Consider the following 22,775-nt stretch of genomic DNA (forward strand, 5'->3'; position numbering starts at 1 on the left):
TGCCCGCCCCGTCGAGTGCTGCGTCAGGGGCGCTCGTCGGGGCGGGCCTGGCGCACCATGTCCTGGTAGCGCGGGTGGCTGGCACCGTAGACGGCGTAGTTGAGTCGGGCGTGCGAGAGGCTCAGGTCGCCGTTGGGGCCACCCCGGACGGCGTCGGCGTCCGCGTCGGTCTGGCCGTCGTCGGTCCAGAAACAGACCGGGCAGGTCCCCCCGCCGGTCCGGGATGCACAGCAGGGACAACCCACGGGAACCACTTGTTCACCCACCGGGGCAGCATTCCACAGTCGAACATCGGCCCGATACCCGCAGGAGGTCCCTCGGGAGACACCCCGGGGAGCCCCACCGTGGGCTAACGCCCGGCGTCGGGCCGCCACTCCAGGATGAGTTCGTCGTGCAGGGGGATCCCGTCGTCGCCCAGCAAAGGGATCTCCGGCTTGAGCAGGCGGGCCCGATCGACCGCGCCCCGGTCCACGCCGACCAGCCGCATGCCGCGCCGCTGGTAGAACCGCAGCGCCCGCAGGTTGTCGTTCGAGGTGATCAACCACACGCGGGTCAGGCCCATCGCCACGGCGGTGGCCGTCGCCGCCGTGAGCAGCGCCGTGCCGCTCCCACCGCCGGGCACGGCCGCGACCAGGCTGACGACCTCCAGGCCGTCCTCGTCCGCGTTGTAGGTCAACGCGCCGGCCACCGCCCCGGCGTCGTCGACCGCCACCAGGGTCGGCAGGGTACGCAGGTCGTGGCGGGTGTCGTGTGCGACCACGTACGGGCCGCCCCACTCGCGCTCGTGCAGCGCGTCGACCGCCGTCCGCTCGTCGGGTCGGATCGCCCGTACCTCGAACCCACCCACGCCCCGGCCTCCGCTCGTCGCCGTCGCCGCCCTGCCGGCCGGGATCGTACCTGCGTCGAGTGGTCCAGCGGTGGGTGGCGGATACGGGACAGCGCAGTGACCGACCGGCCCCTCCCGTCGCCGGAAGCCGTTGGGCAGACTGCCCTGGTGACAATTCGGAGCCTGCCCGCCGTCGGAGCCCTGCTGGTCGCCGTTGCCCTCACCGCCGGTTGCGGCAGTGACGACGACGGCCGGTCGAGCGCAGCCCCATCCGCCTCGTCCGAGGTGACCCCCACCGGCGTTCCGAGCGCGCCGACGTCCCCCACCACGAGCGCGCTGGTCGCCCCGGTGTCACCTTCCGCCGGGGCGCAGGGTCCGACCCAGCGCCGACCGGCCAGCCCGCCACCGGTGGTGCTGCCAAAACGGCCGGCCAGTGCGCCCGGTGCGAAGCAGGTCGTCGACGCCTTCCGGGCCGCTGGCCTGAAGGTGCCGCGCCCGAAGGACCGTTCCGTCGACTGTGGCCCGGACGGCCTCGGTCTGGGCTGCTCCGAGCTGATCGCCACCGACGCGGTCACGGTCTACGTGTTCCCGGACGACACGAGTGCCAGTGACATCGCGGAAACCTGGGGTGGCCAGTCGTACCAGCGTGGCGCGGTGGTGCTGAACTATCTGGAGGCGAAGACCCCGGCTGCTGACCGCCCGCGCTACGAGAAGGTGCTCGACGGCCTGCGCTGAGCACCGGGCCTGGCGTCGGCGGGGCCGGGGCATGTCGCTCTTCTGAGTGTGATGCCTGTGAGTCATCTTGATGACTCACAGGCATCAGGGTCTGTGTGGCATCGCCCGACAAGCGCCGAGCGGGCGGTCGGGCGCGGCCGGGCGGGCTGGCGGGTCAGCCGCGCAGGCGGAGGCCGCGGGGGGTGGCCCGGAAACCGGCGGCGGTCAGCGCGTCGCGCAGCGGTGAAGAGTGCACCGCCTCGCCGTCGGCCCGCTCCACCGACATCGCGCCCAACGCCCCGGAGTGAACGGCGTCGGCGAGCGCCTTGCCGGCCGCGGCCAGGGTGTCGGTGTCGTCGCTGAAGGAGAGCAGCGTGCGGCCGCCGCGTTCGACGTAGAGGACGAGGTCGCCACCAACCTGCACCACCAGCGCACCGGCCTTGCGGCCGGCCCGGTGCCCGGTCGCCGGGGCGGCCCCGTCGCCGGAGTCGAGCACCCGTTCCGGCCAGGGCAGCGCCGCGCCGTACGGGTTGGCGGGGTCGGTGGCCGCGAGCACCGTGGCTGGGGTGCCCCGGCCCCGGGCGCCGTCGGCGGGCTCTGCCAAGGCGCGCAGCCGGTCCACCGCGCCGGGCACCGCGAACTGCGCCGCGCCCAAACCCTCGACGAAGTAACCCCGACGGGCCGCGCCACGCTCCTCCAACGCCGACAGCACCGGGTAGACCGCAGAGAAGCCGCCGACCACCTGCTCGGCCATCACCGCGCCGCGGGTGACCACCCCGTGCCGCTCCAGCAGGACGTCGGCGAGCGCGGCGGCACGTCGCGTCGGGTCGACGTCCCGTTCCGGGAGGCGTGACCAGCGACCGGCGACGGTCGGCGGACCACCCCGGGTGGGCAGCGCCACCCGACCGGGCCGCCGGTAACGGGTGCGCGGCGCGGAGGGCCGCGAGCGGTGTGCCCCGCCCGCACCGAGCACCGCGCGCAGCGGCGCCAGGGTGTCGTTGGTGAGGTGCCCGGCCCACACCAGATCCCAGATCACTGTGGTCAACGCCGCGTCGTCGGTCGAGCCGACCCGGTCGGCCAGCGGCCGGAAGAACAGCGCCTGCCCGTCGCCGAGCGCGTCGAGCACCGCGTCGTGCAGCGGAGTGCGGGTCAGCGCCTCGTCGGGCGGCGGGAGGAGCAGCGGTGCGGCGTCCGCGTACGCGAGGGTGACCCAACCGTCGCCGCCGGAGATCGCTCCCGACCCGGCCCAGAGGACCTCCCCGCTGGCGCACAGCTCGTCGAGCTGGGCAGGGGAGTAGTCGGCGACCCGACCGGGCAGCACCAACCGCTCCAGGGCGGACGCCGGCACCGCCGCGCCCTGCAACTGCTCCACCGTCGCGGCGAGCGCCTCCACACCTCGGGCGGACGAGCCGACCTGCTGCCAGCGGGGCAGGAACGCGGCCAGCGCCCGGGGTGGCACCGGCTCGATCTCCCGGCGCAGCGCCGCGAGCGAGCGGCGGCGCAGCATCCGCAGCACCTCGGCGTCGCACCACTGAGCGCCGGCCGAATCCGGGGTGAACTCACCGGAGACCACCCGCCCGGTGGCACCGAGCCGACGCAGCGCCTGCTCGACGACGAACACGCCCAACCCGAAGCGGGCCGCGCAGCTGGCCGCGGCGAACGGCCCGTGGGTGCGGGCGTAGCGGGCCACCAGGTCACCGAGCGGATCGGCCACCGGGGCGAGGTACGCCTCGGCCACCCCGACCGGCAACGCCACGCCGAGGGCGTCGCGCAGACGGGCGGCGTCCTCGACACCCACCCAGCGCTGTTCGCCGGCGATGCGGACCCGCAGCACGCGGCGGGTCGCCTCCAGCTCGGTCAGCCAGGCCTCCGGCACACCCCGCTCGGTCAACTCGGCGTCGCTCGGGTCGCCGAGCACCCGCAGCAGCTCGACGACGTCCTCCGCATCGCGGGGGCGGCGCTGCTCGGTCAGCCAGCGCAGCTGCCGATCGGTCTCGGTGAGCACGGCCGGGTCGAGCAACTCGCGCAGGTCGACCCGGCCCAGCAGCTCACCGAGGAGGGTGGAATCCAGGGCGAGCGCGGCGGCGCGACGCTCGGCGAGCGGCGCGTCGCCCTCGTAGAGGAACGCGCCGACGTAGCCGAAGAGCAGCGACCGGGCGAACGGCGACGGCGCGCTGGTCTCGACCTCGACCAGCCGCACCTTGCGGGTGGCCAGGTCGCGCATCAGGCCGGCCAGCGCCGGCTGGTCGAAGACGTCCTGGAGGCACTCCCGGGCAGCCTCCAGGGTGACCGGGAAGTCCGCGTACTCGCGGGCGACGTCGAGCAGTTGCGCGGCGCGTTGGCGCTGCTGCCAGAGCGGCTGGCGGCGGCGCGGGTCGCGGCGGGGCAGCAGCAGTGACCGGGCGGCGCACTCCCGGAAGCGGGCGGCGAAGAGCGCGGAGGTGCCGACCGACTCCTCCACGAGCTGGGTGATCTCGTCGGGCTCGAAGACCACCACGTCGGCGCCGGGCGGCTCGTCCGCGGTGTCCGGAAGTCGGACCACGATGCCGTCGTCGGAGGGCATCACCTGGGCGTCCACCCCGTACCGTTCGGCGAGCCGGCGGCCCACGGCGAGCGCCCACGGCCCGTTGACGCGGGCGCCGAGGACGCTGTGCACGGCGAGCCGCCAGTCGCCCAGCTCGTCGCGGAACCGCTCGACCACGACCGTGCGGTCGTCGGGCAGCGAGCGGGTGGCCTCCCGCTGCTCGCGCAGGTAGGCCATCAGGTTGCTGGCGGCCCAGTCGTCCAGACCGCCGTCACGCAGGGCGGCCAGCGCCGCCTCGTCAGTCTGTCGCAGCAGGGTGCGCACCCGGGCGCCGATGGCCCGGCCCAGCTCCACCGGCCGGCCCAGCTGGTCGCCCTTCCAGAACGGCATCCGCGCGGCCTGACCGGGGGCGGGCGAGACCAGCACCCGGTCGGGCGTGATCTCCTCGATGCGCCAGGAGGAGGAGCCGAGCAGGAAGACGTCGCCGACCCGGGACTCGTAGACCATCTCCTCGTCCAGCTCGCCCACCCGGGCGGCCCGCTCGGCGCCGGCCAGGAACACCCCGAACAGGCCCCGGTCGGGAATCGTGCCGCCGCTGGTCACGGCGAGCCGCTGCGCGCCGGGACGGCCGGTGAGCAGGTCGGTGGCCCGGTCCCAGACCAGTCGGGGGCGTAGCTCGGCGAAGGCGGTGGACGGGTAACGGCCGGAGAGCATGTCCAACACGGCGTGCAGCGCGGAGTCGGGCAGCTCGGCGAAGGGCGCGGCCCGGCGGACCAGCACGGCCAGGTCGCCCAGCGGCCACGGCTCCAGTGCCACCATCGCGACGATTTGCTGGGCCAGCACGTCCAGTGGGTTGCGTGGGTAGTGCAGCTCCTCGATCGCGCCGTCGGCCATCCGCTCGGCGACCACCGCGCAGGAGAGCAGGTCGCCGCGGTGCTTGGGGAAGACCACCCCGCGCGAGATCGCGCCCACCTGGTGCCCGGCCCGGCCGACCCGTTGCAGGCCGGAGGCCACGCTGGGCGGCGCCTCGATCTGCACCACCAGGTCGACAGCGCCCATGTCGATGCCCAGCTCCAGGCTGGAGGTGGCCACCACCGCCGGCAACTGGCCGGACTTGAGCGCCTCCTCGATGTGTTTGCGCTCCTCCCGGGAGACGCTGCCGTGGTGGGCGCGAGCGATCACCGGCGCCGCGCCGGTGGCCGCGCCGGACTGGGCCATCACCTCGGCCGGCGGCCGGTTGCGCACCGGACCGGCCGGGTCACCCCACCGCTGCGCGCCACCCGCCGGGTCGTCGCCGGCCGGCAACCCTCCCGGTACGCCGATCGCGCCGTCGTCCGACGCGGCGGCCACCGCCTCGGCGGCCAGCTCGTTGAGCCGGGCGCAGAGGCGCTCGGCGCTGCGGCGCGAGTTGGTGAAGACGATGGTCGAGCGGTGCTGCCCGATGAGGGTGAAGACCCGCTCCTCCACGGCCGGCCAGATCGACGCGCGGCGTGGCCCGAGGCCGCCGAGGTCGTCCTCCGGTTGCTCCTGCTCGTCCAGGCGGGTCATGTCCTCCACCGGGACCTGCACGCTGACCTCGATGGTCTTGGCGGTGGCCGGCTGCACCACGTCGACCGGGCGGGCGCCGCCGAGGAACTGCGCGCAGGCGTCGATCGGGCGGACGGTGGCGGAGAGCCCGATGCGCTGCGCCGGAGCGGGCAGCAGCTCGTCGAGGCGTTCGAGGGAGAGGGCGAGGTGGGCGCCGCGTTTGCTGCCGGCCACCGCGTGCACCTCGTCGACGATCACCGTCTGGACGCCGCGCAGCGAATCGCGCGCCGCGGACGTGAGCAGCAGGAACAACGACTCGGGAGTGGTGATGAGGATGTCCGGTGGGGTGCGGGCGAAGGCGCGCCGCTCGTCGGCCGGGGTGTCGCCGGTGCGCATGCCGACGGTGATGTCGGGCGGTGCGACGCCCAGCCGTGTCGCTGCCTGCCGGATCCCGGCCAGTGGGGCGCGCAGGTTGCGCTCCACGTCGACGGCGAGGGCCTTGAGGGGGCTGACGTAGAGCACGCGACACCGCTGGCGGGCCTCGGCCGGTGCCGGCTCGCGGGCGAGTCGGTCCAGTGACCAGAGGAAGGCCGCGAGCGTCTTGCCCGAGCCGGTGGGTGCCACCACGAGGGCGTTGCGACCGGCTGCGACCGAGCGCCAGGCGCCGGTCTGTGCGGCGGTGGGAGCGGCGAAGGCGGCGTCGAACCAGGCGCGGGTGGCCGGACCGAACCCGGCGAGCACCGCGCCGGCGTCTGCGTCTGCCCCGGTCACCGATCCATCGTGCCCCGCCGGTACGACAACCACGAGCGACCCCGGGGGAATGCGCCCCGAGACTAGCAAAAAGCGTGGAAGGTGCGCTTGATCCGTTAAGTCTCACTTAACTGCTTGCTTGTACGGAGCAACATAAAGTAACTTCACCCGCAACGCGAACCGGGGTGAGGGGATTTGATGGCCGGCGAGCAGCGCACCATCGAACCGGGCACCGACGTGCTGATTCGCAAGGTCGACAGCCACCTTGCCACTCTCCGTGGCGGCCTGCACGGCCCCGAGCTCGACCTTGCCGAACGCCTCGCCCACTGCCTGCGGGAGCTGGTCCTCTGCACCGCCCAGGCGAGCGCCGCCGATCGCGGTCAGGTGCGCGTCGCCGTCCACTACTTCGTGCTGCGCCGGGAGAGCCGAGGCCGGTTGCTGTCGGTGCGCTCACTGGCCGCCGCGGAACGGGTGGTCGACCGGGTCGCGCGTCAGCTCGGCCGCCTCGACCTGCTGGCCGAGCTGCGCCGCGACCGCCCCGCACACGACGATGCCCAACCCCTGGCCAACACCCTGCTTCACTGACGAATTCTGGCAAAACCGCCCGGAGGGCCACGAACTGGCGTCTGATCGCTGCTAGGCGCCACCGCTGCACGGGCGTCGGCCACCTCGATCGGGAGCGCAGGTGCTGGTACTGCTCGTCCTCCACCTCGTGGCGGCTCTCGCCGCGCCTCTGCTCGTGCGGTGGTGGGGATCCAATGCCTGCTACGCCCTGGCGCTGGCGCCAGCCGCCGCGTTCTGCTGGGCGCTGGCCCGCACCTCGGCTGTCAGCGACGGCGGGGCTGTGGTCGAGACGTACCCGTGGATCGGGCAGTTGGGCCTGGACATCGCGTTGCGGCTCACCACGCTGTCCTGGTTGATGACGCTGCTGATCGGCGGCATCGGTGCGCTGGTGCTCATCTACAGTGCCCGCTACTTCGACGCCCGCTCGACCGGCCTCGCGCAGTTCGCCGGGGTCCTGGTCGCGTTCGCCGGCGCGATGCTCGTCCTGGTCCTCGCCGACGACCTGCTGCTGCTCTACGTCGGTTGGGAACTGACCACGATCTTCTCCTACCTGCTGATCGGGCACAGCACCGAACGGCGCTCCAGCCGGTGGGCGGCGGCGCAGGCGTTGACCGTCACCACGCTGGGTGGGCTCGCCATGCTGGTCGGGTTCATCATGCTGGGCGAGCACGCCGGCACCTACCGCTGGTCGGAGATCGTCGCCCAGCCACTGCCCGGCGGCGGCTACCTGGTGGGCGCCGTGCTGCTCATCCTGGCCGGTGCGCTGTCCAAGTCGGCGATCCTGCCCTTCAGCTCCTGGCTGCCGGTCGCGATGGCGGCACCCACGCCGGTCAGCGCGTACCTGCACGCCGCCGCCATGGTCAAGGCCGGCGTCTACCTGGTCGGGCTGCTCGCGCCGGCGCTCGCCACTGTCGGTCCGTGGCGACCGGTGGTGCAGATCGCCGGCGTGGCCACCATGCTGCTCGGCGGTTGGGCCGCGTTGCGGCAGACCGATCTGAAGCTGCTGCTGGCGTACGGAACGGTCAGTCAGCTCGGCCTCCTGATCGCGGTGACCGGGTCCGGCACCCCGGACGCCGCTCTGGCCGGCGCGGCGATGTTGCTGGCGCACGCGTTGTTCAAGTCGGCGTTGTTCCTGGTCGTCGGCGTCATCGACCACGGCGCCGGCACCCGTGACCTGCGCGAGCTGTCCGGGCTGCGGCACTGGTCCAGGCCGCTGTTCGTGGTCGCGGTGCTGGCCGCGGCGTCGATGGCCGGTGTGCCGCCGCTGGTCGGCTTCGTGTCCAAGGAGGCGGTGTTCGGGGCGTTCACCGATCAGCCGGTGCTCCTCACCGGCCTGGTCGCCGGGACGGTGCTCACCGTCGCTTACAGCGCCCGCTTCCTCTGGGGCGCGTTCGCCGACCGGCCGGGGGTGGAACCGGTCCAGTCGGAACCCATCGCCGCGTCCCTGCTGGTCCCGCCGGCGGTGCTCGCCGGGGTCGGTCTGCTCGCCGGTCCGGCCGCGGGTGTGCTGGACAAGCTGCTGCGTCCGTACGCCGATCTGCTCGGTGGGGTCGACGCGCACCTGGCGCTGTGGTCCGGGCCGACCCCGGCGCTCGCCCTGTCCGTGGTGGCGCTCGTCGGTGGCGGCCTGCTGTTCGCCGTGCGCGGGCCGTTGGCCCCGGTGCTGGCCCGGCTCCGCTCGCCGGTGGGAGGCAATCAGGGGTACGAGTGGATCGTGGGCCGGTTCGACCGGTTGGCCATCGAGGTCACCGGCGCGACCCAGCGCGGTTCCCTGCCGCAGTATCTGGGCATCATCCTGGTCACCCTGGTGCTGGTGCCCGGCACGGCGATGGTCTCCGCCAGCCCGTGGAGGGCCCGGATCCCGCTCTGGGACAACCTGCTGCAACCGGTGGTCGTCCTGGTGATCGCGGTCGCCGCGGTGCTGGCGGTCGGTGCCCGCCGTCGCCTGACCGCGATGCTGCTGGTGGGGATGACCGGCTACGGCACCGCGATGCTGTTCGTCCTGCACGGCGCGCCCGACCTGGCGCTCACCCAGTTCCTGGTGGAGACCGCGACGATAGCGGTCTTCGTGCTGGTGCTGCGGCGCCTGCCGGAGCGTTTCTCGGCCCGTCCGTTGCGGCGGACCCGCTGGGTCCGTCGGGCGATCGGGGTGGCGGTGGGTGTGGTGGCCGCCGGGCTGGCCCTGACCGCCGTCGGCGCCCGCCGGGCACCGGACATCAGTGCCGCCTTCCCGGACCTGGCGGTGCTGGAGGGGTACGGCCGCAACGTGGTCAACGTGACACTGGTCGACATCCGGGCCTGGGACACCATGGGCGAGCTGTCGGTGCTGGTGGTGGCCGCGACCGGGGTGGCCAGCCTGATCTTCGAGCGGTCCCGGACCGGGCCGCGACCGCGCCGGCCGGAGTCGGATCAGCGGGTGGACGAACCCGGCCGGCCGGTGTGGCTGCGCGGCGGTCCCACCCTCTACGAGGAGCGCCGCTCGATCGTGTTGGAGGTGGTCATCCGGCTGATCTTCCACACCGTGGTGCTGTTCTCTCTCTTCCTGCTGTTCTCCGGGCACAACGCGCCGGGCGGTGGCTTCGCCGGCGGTCTGGTGGCGGGTCTCGCCCTGGTGGTCCGCTATCTGGCCGGCGGTCGGTACGAGCTGACCGAGGCGGCGCCGGTCGGCGCCGGTCCGATCCTGGGCGCCGGCCTGGCCATGGCGGTGGGCAGCGGAGTGGTGGCGCTGCTGGTCGGCGGGTCGGTGCTGGAGAGCGCCAAGGTCGACCGGTCCCTGCCGCTGATCGGGGACGTCCACCTGGTCACGTCGCTCTTCTTCGACATCGGTGTGTACCTGGTCGTGATCGGGTTGGTGCTGGACATCCTGCGCAGCCTCGGCGCCGAGGTGGACCGGCACATCGAGGCCACCGGAACGGCCACCGGCGGCCTGGCCGTCGACAAGGGGGACCGGGCATGACGGAGAGCGGTGCGGGACCGACGCTGGTGCTGGTGCTGGCCGTCGCGGTGCTGGTCGGGTGCGGGGTGATCCTGCTGTTGGAGCGCAGCCTGACCCGGATCCTGCTCGGGGTGATCCTGCTCGGCAACGGGGTGAACCTGTTGATCCTGCTGGGTGGGCGCTCGGGTGGGGCGCCGATCGTCGGCACCGGTGCGGTGGGGCAGATGAGTGATCCGTTGCCGCAGGCGATGGTGTTGACCGCCATCGTGATCACCTTCGGGTTCACCGCGTTCCTGCTCGCGGTGGCGTACCGCAGCTGGTATCTCACCGGCGACGACGAGGTGCCCGACGACCTGGAGGACCGGCAGATCATCCGCCGGGCGGACCGGAACGAGGCGGGCGCCGTCGACCACGGTGGAGAGGGCCCGGACGCCGACCCGGAGCAGGTCGATCCCGAGCCCGCCCGCCGTCGGCTCCGACGGGGGAAGGAGTCGTGATGAGCGCGTTGGTGCCGCTGCCGGTGGTGGTGCCACTGCTCGGTGCGGCGCTGACCCTGCTGCTGGCCGGGAAGCCCCGACTCCAACGCGCGATCAGCGTGTCCTGCCTGGGCGGCACGCTCGCCGTGGCGTTGCTGCTGCTCGTGCAGGCATACCGGCACGGGCCGGTGGTGGTGGCGGTCGGTGGGTGGCCGGCACCGGTCGGCATCGTGCTGGTCGCCGACCAGTTGGCCGCGCTGATGGTGGTGGTCTCGTCGGCGGTGACCCTCTGCGTGCTGCTGTACTCGATCGGCCAGGGCGGCAGCGAGACGAGCGAGTCCGCCCCGGTGTCGATCTTCCACCCGACGTACCTGGTGCTCACCGCGGGCGTCACCAACGCGTTCCTGGCCGGTGACCTGTTCAACCTCTTCGTCGGCTTCGAGATCCTGCTGGCCGCGAGCTTCGTGCTGATCACGCTGGGGGGCACCGAGACCCGGATCCGCACCGGGTCGACGTACGTGGTGGTCAGCATCCTCTCCTCGATGATCTTCCTGACGTCGGTGGGTCTGGTGTACGCGGCCACCGGCACGCTCAACCTCGCCCAGCTCGCCCAGCGTCTCGACGACCTGCCCGACGGCGTCCGACTGGCCCTGGAGCTGATGCTGTTGCTGGCGTTCGCGATCAAGGCGGCGGTCTTCCCGCTGTCGGCCTGGTTGCCGGACAGCTACCCCACCGCGCCGGCCCCGGTCACCGCCGTCTTCGCGGGCCTGCTCACCAAGGTGGGCGTGTACGCGATCATCCGCACCGAGACGTTGCTGTTTCCCGGTGGGCAAGCGGACACGTTGCTCATGGTCGTCGCCGGTCTGACCATGGTGATCGGCATCCTCGGCGCGGTGGCCCAGTCCGATCTGAAGCGGCTCTTCTCGTTCACCCTGGTCAGCCACATCGGCTACATGATCTTCGGGGTGGCGTTGAGCACTGTCGCCGGGCTCTCCGGCGCGATCTTCTACGTGGTGCACCACATCACCATCCAGACCACGTTGTTCCTCGTCGCCGGGCTGGTCGAGGAGCGCGCGGGCAGCACCGACCTGCGCCGCATCGGCGGGCTGGCCCGGGTGGCGCCGCTGCTGGGTGTGCTGTTCTTCGTGCCGGCCATGAACCTCGCCGGTGTGCCGCCGTTCTCCGGTTTCCTCGGCAAGCTCGGCCTGCTCCAGGCCGGCGTGGCGGCCGGCGGGCCGCTGCCGGGGGTGCTGGTGGCGGCTGGCACGGTGACCAGCCTGCTCACCCTCTACGTGGCGTCCCGGGTGTGGAACATCGCCTTCTGGCGCGCGCCCCGGCTGGCCACCAGCGAGCCGGCCGTCCCACTGCCGAGGCTGATGATCGGGGCCACAGTTGCCCTGGTCACCCTAGGGCTGGGGCTGACCCTGCTGGCCGGTCCGCTCTTCGACGTCACCACGGACGCGGCCGCCGACCTGCGGCTGCGCACCCCGTACGTGCATGCCGTGCTGCCGGGCGGTGTGCCGTGACCGGCACCCCCGAGCCGGCTCCCGACGCCCCCGGGCCCGCCGTGGTGGGGCGTGGCCGGCTCGGGCGCTGGCGCGACCAGGTGGTGGCACTCGGGTGGCTGGTGGTGGTCTGGAACCTGCTCTGGGGCGACGTCAGCTGGGGCAACCTGATCGGCGGCCTGCTGGTGGGGGGCGCGGTGCTGGTGTTCTACCCGCTGCCGGCGGTCAGCTTCGGCGGCCGGCTGCGGCCCGGGGCGCTGCTGGTCTTCGCCGGCCGGTTCGTCGTCGAGCTGGTCAGCGCGAGCCTGCACGTCGCCCGGATCGCCGTGCAACCCGGCTACCGGCCGCGCGGCGCGATCATCGGGGTCCAGTTGCGGGTGCCCAGCGACCTGAACCTGGCGCTCACCGCCGAGGCGGTCTCGCTGGTGCCGGGCACGTTGATCCTCGAGGTGGACCGGGATTCCGGAACGCTCTACCTGCACGTGCTGGACACCCACGGGCCGGCTGACCTGGAGGTGGCCCGGCAACGCACCCTCACCATCGAGCGGCGGATCGTCCGTGCGGTGGGCTCGGCCGCCGAACTGCGCCGTATCGAGACCGACCCGTCCGAGAAGGGAACCCGCTCGTGACCACGTTCCTGGCCGTCGTCCTCACCGTCCTGCTGTCGGTGACCGCGCTGCTCGCGCTGGTGCGCCTCTACCGGGGCCCGTCACTGGTGGACCGGGTGATCGCCGCGGACATGCTGCTCGCCACCATGGTCGGCGCGGTGGGCGCCGAGGCGGCGGTCAACCGGCACGCCACTACACTGCCCGTGCTGGTGGTGCTCTCCCTGCTCGGCTTCGTGGGTTCGGTGTCGCTGGTCCGCTTCGCGGTCCGGGAGCAGCAGTGATCGCCACCATCGCGGACTGGCTGGGCGCCGGTTGTCTGGTGGCCGGTGCCGTGCTCGGCCTGGCCGCCGCGATCGGCGTGCTGCGGTTCCCGGACGCGCTGAGCCGGATGCACGCGGCCACGAAGCCGCAGGTGCTCGGGGTGCTGCTGTTGCTGCTGGGGATCATGTTGCGGCTGCGGTCCCCGGCGGACCTGGGCATGATCCTGCTCGTGGCGGTCTTCCAGTTGGCGACCGCACCGGTCGCGGCCCAGATGATCGGGCGGGCCGCGTACCGGTCGGGGCGACTCGATCGGAGTCTCCTCGACGCCGATGAGCTGGCCGAACGCGGTTCCGGCACGGGGCCGGCGGGGCCGGCGTGACGGCCTGGGGCGGGGCCGCGTGAAGGCGTGCGGCGGGGCCGGCGTGACGGCCTGGGATGGTGTCGGCGAACCGGACGATCCGCTCCTTCGGCCCACCCCCAGCGGAGTCCCAGCCAGCGCCGATAAAATAGCGGCATGATCGACTCTTCTGCCCAGGAGGGCAGCAGTAGCCAGCCGGGTCGTGCCCGGCATATCCCCGTACCGACGACCCCGGGAGCCCTGAGCGACCCGTGTTGATCGTCGTTGGTCTTCTTCTGATTACTCTCCTCACTGCCGCCACCGGCTATTTCGTGGCGCAGGAGTTCGGCTATGTCGCCGTGGACCGGGGCAAGCTGCGCCAGCTTGCCGATGACGGCGACGCCGCCGCCGCCCGGGCCCTGACCGTCACCAGCCGGCTCTCCTTCATGCTCTCCGGCGCCCAACTCGGCATCACGGTCACCGCCCTGCTGGTCGGTTACGTCGCCGAGCCGTTCCTCGGCGGCGGCCTCGCCGACCTGTTCGGCGTGGCGGGCGTCAGCGAGGCGGTCAGCCTGCCGCTCTCGGTGGCGTTGGCCCTGGTCATCGCCACCATCGTGCAGATGGTCCTCGGCGAGCTGGCCCCGAAGAACCTGGCCATCGCTCGGGCCGAGCAACTGGCCCGGGCGCTGAGCCGGTCCACCCTGATCTACCTGGCCGTCGCCGGTCCGCTGATCCACCTCTTCGACCGGGCATCGGTACGCCTGCTGCGCCGGATCGGCATCGAGCCGATCGAGGAGCTGCCCAGCGGCGCCACCCCGGCGGACCTGGAACAGATCATCGCCGAGTCCCGCGAGGAGGGCAGCCTCGACGTCGAGATGTCCACGCTGCTCGACCGAGGTCTGGACTTCCGGGAGCTGACCGCCGGGGAGGCCATGGTGCCCCGGGTCGACGTGCACACCGTACGGGCGCACGAGCCGGTCAGCCGGGTGGTCGAGCTGCTGGACACCGGTCACTCCCGCTTCCCGGTACGCGGTACGGAGGGCGTCGACGACCTGATCGGCGTGGTCGGCATCGCCGACGTGCTCGGCGTACCCCCGGGGGAGCGGGCGACCACCCCGGTGAGTGCGGTGGCGGGGCCGCCGCTGCTCGTACCGGAGACGTTGCCCCTGCCCACGGTGCTCGACCGCCTGCGGTCCGGTCATCGGCAGATGGCGTGTGTGGTCGACGAGTACGGCGGCTTCGCCGGCGTGATCACGCTGGAGGACATCGCCGAGGAGCTGGTCGGCCCGATCCGGGACGAGGACGACCCACCGGAGCGGGCACCCGCCCGGCAGGACGACGGGTCCTGGGTGGTGCCGGCCCGCTGGCGGATCGACGAGGTCGCCGACAGCACCGGCATCGCCCTGCCCGAGGCCCCGGAGTACGACACCCTGTCCGGGTTGGTGATGCGGGAGCTGGGTCGGGTGCCGGAGGTCGGTGACCGGCTGGAGATCAGCCTGCAACCCGAGGGGGCGGACGGCGAGGTCGACGAGGCGGAGCCCCGCGCGTTGGTCGAGGTGCTGGCCGTGGACCGGCATGTGGCCGACTCGGTGCGGCTTCAGCTCACCAAACCGGGGGTGAGCGCGTGAGCGCGAGGAGTGAGCTTGCGAGCACCGCAGTCGCGAATGAAGGAAGGCACCGATGAGCCCCGGGATCGCGCTGTTCAGTTCGGTGGTCCTGCTGGCGCTGAACGGGTTCTTCGTGGCCGCCGAGTTCGCCCTGGTGGCCAGCAAGCGCTACCGCCTGGAGCAGGCGGCGGCGAACGGTGGTCGGGCGGCACGCGCCGCGCTGGATGGCGTCCGCGAGCTGTCGCTGATGCTGGCCGGGGCGCAGCTCGGCATCACGCTGTGCACACTGGGTCTCGGCGCGTTGGCCGAGCCGGCGATCGAGCACCTGCTCAGCCCCCTGCTGCACGCGGTGGGCCTGCCGGACGCGGCCAGTCACCTGATCGCCCTGATCTTCGCCCTCGGGGTGGTCACCTTCCTGCACCTGGTGGTGGGGGAGATGGCACCGAAGTCCTGGGCGATCACCGACGCGGAGCGCTCGGCGACGCTGCTCGCCCTGCCGTTCCGCGCCTTCGCCCGGGTGTCCCGGCCGGTGCTGTCCGCGCTCAACGCCCTGGCCAACGCGATCCTGCGGCTGTTCGGGGTCAACCAGCAGGATCAGCTCGCCCAGGTGCACGGCCCGGACGAGCTGCGGATCCTGCTGGAGCAGTCCCGTGAGCACGGGCTGCTCGGCGCCGAGCAGCACCAGCTGCTGACCAGCATGCTGGAGTTGCAGGGCACGTCGGTGGCACAGGTGATGGAGCCGTTCGCCACCATGGTGACCGTCCGTCGGGACGACCCGGCCGGGCGGATCGAGGAGGTCAGCCGCGACAGCGGGCGGTCCCGGCTCGCGGTGCTCGACGAGGCGGGCGACGTCTGCGGCCTCGTGCACGTCCGGGAGGCGGTGCGGGTGGTCACCACCGGTCGCGTCGCCACCGCCGGCGAGTTGATGACACCCGCGTTCACCCTGCCGGCGACGTCCTCGGTCACCGAGGCGGTGGCGGCGATGCGGGCCCGGCAGTCGCAGCTCGCGTTGGTTCGCAACGGCGGTGGCCCGGCCCGGCCGATCGGGTTCGTCGCGCTGGAGGACCTCCTGGAGGAGGTCATCGGCGAGTTTGACGACGAGACCGACACGGTCCCGCGCGGGCGTCGGTTGCGCTGACCTGCCGACCCGGCCGCACTGACGAAGTGCGGCCGGGTCAGCGGTCGGCACGGCAGCGGGCTTGAGCCGACCCCGACCGGGTAGGCGCGCCTGGTGGGGCCGGCGGGGCCCCGTCCCGGGAGGGGGCGCGCGGTGCGGTTGACGGGAGTGTCCCCGGAGTCCGGTGGGACCGGGCTGTCCGTGCAGACCACGCTCCCCAACCCGAGCACCCGGCCGGGCCTGCGCCTGCCGGGGCGGGTGACCCTCGCGGCCGGCCCGGAGGACGTGCTGGTGCGGCACATCCGGCTCGGTCTCGTCACCACTGTCGAACCGGACGACCCGGCCGCCCCCCGGCGTCTCATGCAGTTCCACCAACTACCGATCGCCGGCCGGTTCGTCGTGCCCGCTGGTCGGCGGCGGGCGGTCGACTTCGCGTTGCCGCTGCCCTGGGAGACCCCGGTGACCACCTTCGGTGGGGTGCCGCTGCTGAGCCTGCGGATGGGTCTGCGGACCGAGGTGTCCCTCGACCCCGATCTCGACCAGGGCGCCATGGTGCCGGTCTTCGTGCATCCGCTCCCGACGCAGCAGCACGTGCTGGCGGCGCTGGACACCCTCGGTTTCATGATCCGTCAGTCCGGGTTGCTGCAGGGTGGGCTGCCCGGGGTGGAGCACACCCTGCCCCTGCACCAGCGCTGGGGCTACTGGGTGGGGCCGCTCTACGCCGGCCCGATCACCGAGCTGGAGGTGATCTTCGTGACGAACTCAGCGGGCCTGGAGGCGATCCTCTGGATGGATCGTCGGCTGGCGCTGGCCGGGATCACCCACCAGAGCATCAGCCGGTTCCGGATCTGGCACGAGGACGCCGAGCGGCGGGACTGGGTCGCCACCGTTGACGGCTGGATCCGGCAGGCGATCAACCGGCACGCCGCCGCGGCCGCGCACGCCGACTGGTCCGCGCAGATCGCGGGGTCCGCCCACGTCAGCCGCCACCCCGACGAGCCGATCCGACCCGGTTACGGCCTCGGCGGCACCGCCGGCGGTGCCGGCGTGGGAGGCGGCGGCTCCGGCGGCGGCGACGGCACCTGACGCCGCAGCCGGGTCAGCCGGCGCTGGCTGTGGCCAGCTTGAGGCTGAAGGCCAGGAACAGAGTTGCCACGGCGGTGGTGCCACCGGCCGCCAGGCGGCGGCGCTGGCGGAACTGCGCGGCCAGGAAGGTGCCCGCGAAGATCAACGCGGTCAGGTACAGCGCGCTGGTCACCTGGGCGATCAGGCCGAGCAGCAGGAACGACAGCGCCGGCCAGGCGTAGCCGGGGTCGACGAACTGGATGAAGAACGAGATGAAGAACAGGATCGCCTTCGGGTTCAGCAGGCTGATCACCAGCGCCTTGCGGAACGGGCTGCGCATCGCCGCCGGCTCCGCGGCGTCGATGAGCCGCGGCGTGCTCGGGTCGTTGCGGTCGCGCCAGCGCCGCCAGGCGCCGAGCAGCATCGTCACCCCGACATAACCGAGGTACGCGGCACCCGCGTACTTGATCACCATGAACAGCGGGGGGTACGCCTTGAGCAGCGACGCCACCCCCGCGGCGGAGAGGAACATCAGCACCCAGTCGCCGACGAACACGCCAGCGGCGGCCCGGTAGCCGACCGCGACGCCCCGTTTGGCCGCGGTCGAGAGCACGAAGAGTGAGTTTGGCCCGGGCAGCAGAATGATGGCCACGGTGCCCAGCACGTACGTCCAGATGTCGGTGATCCCCAGCACGCCCGCCATCATCACGCCACCGGTGCCGTCCGCAGAAGTCTTTCTCGCAGCGTGGCCTGTGCGTTCGGCCACTCGTCGACGGTCATCGCGTACTGGACGGTGTCCCGCCAGGAGCCGTCCGGGCGTTGCCGGTGCATCCGCAGCACCCCTTCCCGGGTCGCGCCGAGGCGTTCGATGGCCGCCTGGGAGCGGACGTTGCGGATGTCGGTGTGCCACGCCACCCGTACCGCCCCGAGGTCGTCGAAGGCCCGCCTGAGCAGCAGCAGCTTCGCCTCGGTGTTGATCCCGGTACGCCACCAGGGCCGGCCGAGGTAGGTGTACCCGATCGCCACCGAGCGCCGCTCCGGATCGATCTCGTAGTAGGACGTGGTGCCGACCATCGCTCCGGTCGCCGCACACCGCTGCACCCAGGCCACCCGCTCGCCCCGGTGCTGGGCGGCCAGGGCGGTGCCGATCACCTCGGCGGTCTCACCCGGTGTGCTGGGCCGGGTACTGCCGAGGTGCTGCCACACCTCCGCGTCGTCGGTGGCGGCGTGCAGCTCGTCTGCGTGCGCCGGGTCCAGCGGCTCCAGCCGGACGTGCTCGCCGTGCAGCGTCACGGAGTCGTGCCAGGGCGTGCGGGCCGTCCGCAGGTACGCCGGCAGTGGTGCGGTGACTCCGGCGTCCGGCTCGGGTTGCCCGGCGGTCACCCGCAGCGGCAGCACCCCGGCCCAGTGCGGTAGGTGCAGGTCGTCCTCGTCCTCGCGCACCCCGCCGCTGCGGGCCCGGACGGACACCTCGTGCAGGGGCAACGCCAAGACGGCGGTTTCCGCCAACTCCCGCCGGCTGGGCGGGCGGGTCTGGGCGCTGCGTCCCGCGCCGACCTTCTCCACCAGCGCGGTGAGCATGGCGAGCTTCTCTCGCTCGTCGGTGACCAGTCGGGCGGTGCCGTGCGCGACGACCGAGCGGTAGTTGGCGCTGTGGTGGAACTGGGACCGGGCGTAGACCAGCCCGTCGAGCACTGTCACCGCGACGCAGACCGGGAGACCCTCACCCCGGGCGGCGAGCAGTGGCCGGCTGCCGGTGGAGCCGTGCAGGTAGAGCGTGTCGCCGATGCGGACGTGCAGGGTGGGCAGCACCCGGGGCTGGCCGTCGACGGTGAAGCCGAGCGCGCAGTCGTACGCCTCGTCGAGCACGGCGTGTGCGGCGGCCCGGTCGTAGCTCATCCGGTCGCGGGAACGGTGGGGTGTGGTCCGGGCGGTGGGTGGATACATGCGCGCGCCCCTTTGTTCTAGTACAATCTCCTATTTGTGTCAGCACGCTATCAGCTCAGTGGTACGACGGCCGCCGAGATTTCGGCCAGCATCGAGTCAGGCATCCGTACAGGCGCCCTTCCTCCGGGGGCCGCGCTGCCACCGGTGCGGGCACTCGCCGCCGAGCTGGGCGTCAGCCCGGCCACCGTCGCCCGCGCCTACCAGGAGCTGCGCCAGCGTGGTCTGCTCGCCACCGCCGGTCGGCACGGCACCCGGGTACGCCCCCGCCCACCGGTGGCCGCCCGCCGCTCCGCGCTGCGCCCCGCCCCGTTACCCGGAGCCCGTGACCTGTCCCGGGGGGAACCCGATCCTCGGTTGCTCCCGCCGCTGGGCCCGCACCTGGCGGCGCTCGCCGCCGACGCCGGCCCGCCGGTCGGCTACTCCCATGCCGGCGTCCTGCCCGAGCTGGCCGAGGCTGCTCGCGCCCGACTGGGCGCCGACGGCGTACCGGCCGGGGAACTCACCCTCACCGGCGGCGCGCTGGACGGCATCGAGCGGCTGCTCGGCGCCCACCTGCGTCCCGGCGACGCGGTGGCCGTGGAGGACCCGGGCTGGGCCAACCTGCTGGACCTGGTCGCCGCGCTGGGGCTGCGCCCGATCGGCGTACCGCTGGACGACGAGGGGCCGCTGGTGGCCGGGGTGGCCGCCGCGCTCGCCGCCGGAGCGCGGGCGCTGGTGGTCACCAGCCGGGCGCAGAACCCGACCGGCGCAGCCGTCTCCGCCGCCCGCGCCGAGGAGCTGCGGGCGTTGCTCGCCGGCCGGCGGGACCTGCTGCTGATCGAGGACGACCACGCCGCCGAGCTGGCCCGCGTACCCCTGCACCCGCTGGCCGGGGCGACCGAGAGCTGGGCCTTCCTGCGGTCGGTGAGCAAACCCTTCGGCCCCGACCTGCGGCTCGCGGTGCTGGTCGGCGACGAGACCACCGTGGCCCGGGTGGCCGGCCGGACGCGCGTCGGTGCCGGCTGGGTCTCCACGGTGCTGCAACGGCTGGTCCTCTCCCTCTGGCGGGACCCGGCGGTCGACGAGCTGGTGCGGCGGGCGGCGCAGAGCTACGAGCAGCGGCGCGACGGCCTGCTGACCGCGCTGGCGGAGCACGGCCTGAGCGCGCACGGCCGCAGCGGCATCAACGTCTGGCTGCCGGTGCAGGACGAGACCAGCGCGGTCACCGCGTTGCGCGACGCCGGTTGGGCGGTGGCCCCCGGCGCCCTCTACCGGATCGCCGCCCCGCCCGCCCTGCGCGTCACCGTCAGCTCCCTGGACGCCGACGACCTGAAACCCCTGGCCGCCGCCCTGGCCCACGCCACCAACCCCACCCCGCCACTGGGCTTTCCCACCTGACCAGACCTCGTCCCGAGGCACGGCCGGCAGGTTGCGGCAGAAAGCGCACGGTTGCGGTGATTCGGGGCGGACGGGATGGGTATGCGGGCCGCCGGAGGTGGGGGCCATGGCTTCAGGTGGGGCGCGCAAGGGAATCTGGATCGCGGTGGCGTTGGCGATCATCATCATCGTCATCGTGCTGATCGCGATCTCTTCCGGCGGCGACGGCGGCGGCAACGGGTACTGACGCGCGTCGGCGGGCGACACCGCGCCGGGGCGTACCCGGCACGAAGCATCGAACAGGTATATAACAGTCCGCATGGCTGAGCAGACCGACAGCGCCCCGGGCGCCCAACGGTTCATCCCGCCCGACGCCGACACCATCGACGACCTGCGGACCGCGGCCGGCGGTTGTCAGGGCTGTGAGCTCTATCGGGATGCCTCGCAGACGGTCTTCGGCCGGGGCGACGAGAGCGCCCGGGTGGTGCTGGTCGGCGAGCAGCCCGGCGACATGGAGGACCAGAAGGGGTTGCCCTTCGTCGGCCCCGCCGGCAGGCTGCTGCGCCGTGCGGTCGACGACGCCGGGCTGGACCCGGGTCACCTCTACCTGACGAACGCCGTTAAGCACTTTCGTTTTGAACTGCGTGGCAAGCGGCGGATCCACCAGACCCCCGACCAGGCGCACATCACCGCCTGCCGCCCCTGGTTGGTCGCGGAGTTCGCCCGCCTGCGTCCGGAGATCGTGGTGGTGCTCGGCGCGACCGCCGCCAAGGCGCTGCTCGGCCCGTCCTTCCGGGTCACCCGGCAGCGGGGCGAGCTGCTGCCCTGGCCGGAGTCGGCCCAACACCCCGCAGACTTCGAGCAGGTGCCGGTGGACAACGCAGGAAAGCGGGCCGACGCGCCGCAGGCTCGGCTGCTGGCCACCATCCACCCGTCCGCCGTCCTGCGGGCCGACGACCAGGACAAGGCGTACGAGGGCCTGGTCGCCGACCTCAGCATCGTCACCCGCGCCCTGCCCGATTAGCCCGACGGCTCTGCCGACCGCCGCCGCGACCTCGCGAGTAGAACCACCGCCCGCACAACATCGGGGAAAGTGCTGCTTCCGGGCGCGCTGACACAGCAACTTCACCGAAGTTGCGCAGATCCTGGGGCGGGCCGGCGGCCGCCGGCCGCCGGGCGGTGGGTTTTGCTGTCGGCAAAACCCACTGCCGCTGGTCGGTGCGGGTGCGCGAGGATGGGTCATCCCTTCCTGAGGAGCGCCGATGGCGACCGACCTGACCGCGCCGCGTACCGTCGCCCGACCCGACGTCGCGTCGATCCAGCGGCGTACCCTGCGGCTGCTCTTCACCACCCAGATCATCGGTGGGATCGGTGTGACCATCGGCATCGCCGTGGGCGCGCTGCTCGCGGCACGGATCGCCGGGACCGCGGTGGCCGGTGTCGCGCAGAGCGCCGGGGTGGTCGGCGCCGCGCTGCTCGCCGTCCCGGTCACCCGGATCATGGCGCGGCACGGTCGCCGGCCGGGCCTGGTGCTGGCGTACGCGATCGGTGCCGTCGGCGGCGTGCTGGTGGTGCTGGCCGCGGCCACCCGCTGGGTGCCGCTGCTCTTCCTCGGCATGCTGCTCTTCGGCGGTGGCACCGCCGCGAACCTGCAGGCCCGCTACACCGCTGTGGACCTCGCGGAGCCGGCCCGTCGAGGCCGGCAGCTCTCCCTCATCGTCTGGGCCACCACCATCGGTGCGGTGGCCGCGCCGAACTTCGCCGCGCTGGCCGACCGGGTCACCACCGGTTGGGGGCTGCCTCCGCTGGCGGGCCCGTTCGCGTTCAGCGCGGCGGCGTTCGTGCTGGCTGCCGTCGTACTCCTCGGGTTGCTCCGGCCCGACCCACTCCTCACCGCGCGGCGGCTCGCGGCGGCCGACGCACCGACCGCCGGCCCGCCGCTGGCAGCCGACGCGCCGGCGACCGCCGTGGCGGCCGAGGCACCGGCGGCCGGCGCTGGTGTGACGCCGGCCACCGCGCAGGTCAAGGTGCGCGCGCCGCGTGCCGCCGGGATGCGGACGGCCTGGTCGGTGGTACGAGGGCGGCCTGCGGCCCGGCTCGGCATCGCCGCCGTGGCGGTGGGTCACCTGGTGATGGTGGCGGTGATGGCGATGACCCCGGTCCGGCTCGGCGAGTCGCACGCCGACGCCGACGTGCTGCGGCTGGTCGGCATCGTGCTGAGTCTGCACATCGCGGGCATGTACGCGTTCTCCCCGGTGGTGGGTTGGCTCACCGACCGGTTCGGCCGGCGGCCGGTGATCCTCGGTGGGGTCGGTCTGCTGTTGGCCGCCTGTGCGGTCGCCGGCACCGCCGGGCACCACACACCCCGGCTGTCGGTGGGTCTGGTCCTGCTCGGGCTGGGCTGGTCGGGGACGATGGTGGCCGGTTCGACGTTGCTGTCCGAGTCGGTGCCGGCCGGTGTCCGGCCGAGCGTCCAGGGGTTCTCCGACCTGATCATGGGATTGGCCGGGGCCGCCGCCGCAGTGGTGAGCGGGTTTGTCATGCAGTTCGCCGGTTATCCGGTCCTCACCCTGCTCGCGGCGGTCGCGGCGGTGCCCCTGGTGGCGCTAGCGTTGCGCCCGGTGCCGACCGGGGCACCGGACGAGGAGGGCTGATC

Annotated in this window: 19 protein-coding genes; 14 read left to right on the plus strand and 5 right to left on the minus strand. The window is 73.1% G+C overall.

Going from position 1 to position 22,775, the window contains the following annotated elements:
* Positions 1-23 precede the first annotated feature (23 nt).
* Positions 24-266, minus strand: coding sequence for a CPCC family cysteine-rich protein (locus tag KBX46_RS10295; protein WP_088946738.1), 243 nt, complete (start codon positions 264-266; stop codon positions 24-26).
* 83 nt (positions 267-349) lie between these two features.
* A complete protein-coding gene (locus tag KBX46_RS10300) occupies positions 350-847 on the minus strand; it encodes a GNAT family N-acetyltransferase (protein WP_210792230.1) in 498 nt (165 codons plus the stop codon).
* 147 nt (positions 848-994) lie between these two features.
* Between KBX46_RS10300 and KBX46_RS10305 the strand changes: the two genes are divergently transcribed.
* Positions 995-1,561: a hypothetical protein gene (locus KBX46_RS10305; RefSeq protein WP_210792232.1), complete on the plus strand. Its 567-nt coding sequence runs from the start codon at positions 995-997 to the stop codon at positions 1,559-1,561.
* A 154-nt stretch (positions 1,562-1,715) separates the two neighbouring features.
* On the opposite strand, the gene KBX46_RS10310 is transcribed toward KBX46_RS10305, so the two are convergent.
* Entirely contained in the window at positions 1,716-6,362 is a 4,647-nt protein-coding gene (locus KBX46_RS10310; protein WP_210792234.1) for an ATP-dependent helicase, read from the minus strand.
* Positions 6,363-6,539: 177 nt separating this feature from the next.
* Here KBX46_RS10310 and KBX46_RS10315 point away from each other — a divergent pair, with 177 nt between their 5' ends.
* From KBX46_RS10315 to KBX46_RS10360, 10 genes are all read left to right on the plus strand, one after another.
* Entirely contained in the window at positions 6,540-6,926 is a 387-nt protein-coding gene (locus KBX46_RS10315; protein WP_210792236.1) for a hypothetical protein, read from the plus strand.
* A gap of 100 nt (positions 6,927-7,026) precedes the next feature.
* The gene (locus tag KBX46_RS10320) at positions 7,027-9,861 is read left to right on the plus strand and encodes a Na+/H+ antiporter subunit A (protein ID WP_210792238.1); all 2,835 of its coding nucleotides are present in this window, start codon (positions 7,027-7,029) and stop codon (positions 9,859-9,861) included.
* On the plus strand, positions 9,858-10,337 hold the full coding sequence (locus tag KBX46_RS10325) for a Na(+)/H(+) antiporter subunit C (RefSeq protein WP_088946744.1): 480 nt from the start codon (positions 9,858-9,860) through the stop codon (positions 10,335-10,337). Before KBX46_RS10320 ends, KBX46_RS10325 begins: the two co-directional genes overlap by 4 nt.
* Positions 10,337-11,842 (plus strand): Na+/H+ antiporter subunit D, encoded by a 1,506-nt coding sequence (locus KBX46_RS10330; protein WP_210792240.1) that lies wholly within the window; start codon positions 10,337-10,339, stop codon positions 11,840-11,842. Before KBX46_RS10325 ends, KBX46_RS10330 begins: the two co-directional genes overlap by 1 nt.
* Positions 11,839-12,450: a Na+/H+ antiporter subunit E gene (locus KBX46_RS10335; RefSeq protein WP_210792242.1), complete on the plus strand. Its 612-nt coding sequence runs from the start codon at positions 11,839-11,841 to the stop codon at positions 12,448-12,450. The genes KBX46_RS10330 and KBX46_RS10335 overlap by 4 nt, the downstream gene beginning before the upstream one ends.
* Entirely contained in the window at positions 12,447-12,710 is a 264-nt protein-coding gene (locus KBX46_RS10340; protein WP_088946747.1) for a monovalent cation/H+ antiporter complex subunit F, read from the plus strand. Before KBX46_RS10335 ends, KBX46_RS10340 begins: the two co-directional genes overlap by 4 nt.
* Positions 12,710-13,069: a monovalent cation/H(+) antiporter subunit G gene (mnhG, locus tag KBX46_RS10345; RefSeq protein ID WP_141912432.1), complete on the plus strand. Its 360-nt coding sequence runs from the start codon at positions 12,710-12,712 to the stop codon at positions 13,067-13,069. Before KBX46_RS10340 ends, mnhG begins: the two co-directional genes overlap by 1 nt.
* A gap of 230 nt (positions 13,070-13,299) precedes the next feature.
* Complete coding sequence (locus tag KBX46_RS10350) at positions 13,300-14,655, plus strand: hemolysin family protein (RefSeq protein ID WP_088946748.1); 1,356 nt, start codon at positions 13,300-13,302, stop codon at positions 14,653-14,655.
* Positions 14,656-14,707: 52 nt separating this feature from the next.
* Positions 14,708-15,772, plus strand: coding sequence for a hemolysin family protein (locus tag KBX46_RS10355; protein ID WP_088946749.1), 1,065 nt, complete (start codon positions 14,708-14,710; stop codon positions 15,770-15,772).
* A gap of 132 nt (positions 15,773-15,904) precedes the next feature.
* Positions 15,905-16,837, plus strand: coding sequence for a sporulation protein (locus tag KBX46_RS10360; protein WP_088946750.1), 933 nt, complete (start codon positions 15,905-15,907; stop codon positions 16,835-16,837).
* A gap of 13 nt (positions 16,838-16,850) precedes the next feature.
* Here KBX46_RS10360 and leuE read toward each other — a convergent pair whose 3' ends face one another.
* Entirely contained in the window at positions 16,851-17,522 is a 672-nt protein-coding gene (gene leuE, locus KBX46_RS10365; RefSeq protein WP_210792243.1) for a leucine efflux protein LeuE, read from the minus strand.
* Positions 17,522-18,763, minus strand: coding sequence for a bifunctional pyridoxamine 5'-phosphate oxidase family protein/GNAT family N-acetyltransferase (locus KBX46_RS10370; protein ID WP_210792244.1), 1,242 nt, complete (start codon positions 18,761-18,763; stop codon positions 17,522-17,524). Before KBX46_RS10370 ends, leuE begins: the two co-directional genes overlap by 1 nt.
* A 36-nt stretch (positions 18,764-18,799) precedes the next feature.
* Between KBX46_RS10370 and KBX46_RS10375 the strand changes: the two genes are divergently transcribed.
* The 3 genes from KBX46_RS10375 (at position 18,800) to KBX46_RS10385 (ending at position 22,773) form a co-directional block, all read left to right on the plus strand.
* Positions 18,800-20,140 carry an aminotransferase class I/II-fold pyridoxal phosphate-dependent enzyme gene (locus KBX46_RS10375; protein WP_210792246.1) on the plus strand — a complete coding sequence of 447 codons (1,341 nt, stop codon included), beginning with the start codon at positions 18,800-18,802 and terminating at the stop codon, positions 20,138-20,140.
* A gap of 298 nt (positions 20,141-20,438) precedes the next feature.
* On the plus strand, positions 20,439-21,143 hold the full coding sequence (locus KBX46_RS10380) for a UdgX family uracil-DNA binding protein (protein ID WP_210792247.1): 705 nt from the start codon (positions 20,439-20,441) through the stop codon (positions 21,141-21,143).
* A gap of 238 nt (positions 21,144-21,381) precedes the next feature.
* Positions 21,382-22,773, plus strand: coding sequence for an MFS transporter (locus tag KBX46_RS10385; RefSeq protein WP_210792249.1), 1,392 nt, complete (start codon positions 21,382-21,384; stop codon positions 22,771-22,773).
* Positions 22,774-22,775: the final 2 nt, after the last annotated feature.

Origin of the sequence: Micromonospora sp. C81, assembly GCF_018070425.1 — a bacterium.
GTDB classification, from domain to species: domain Bacteria; phylum Actinomycetota; class Actinomycetes; order Mycobacteriales; family Micromonosporaceae; genus Micromonospora; species Micromonospora zamorensis.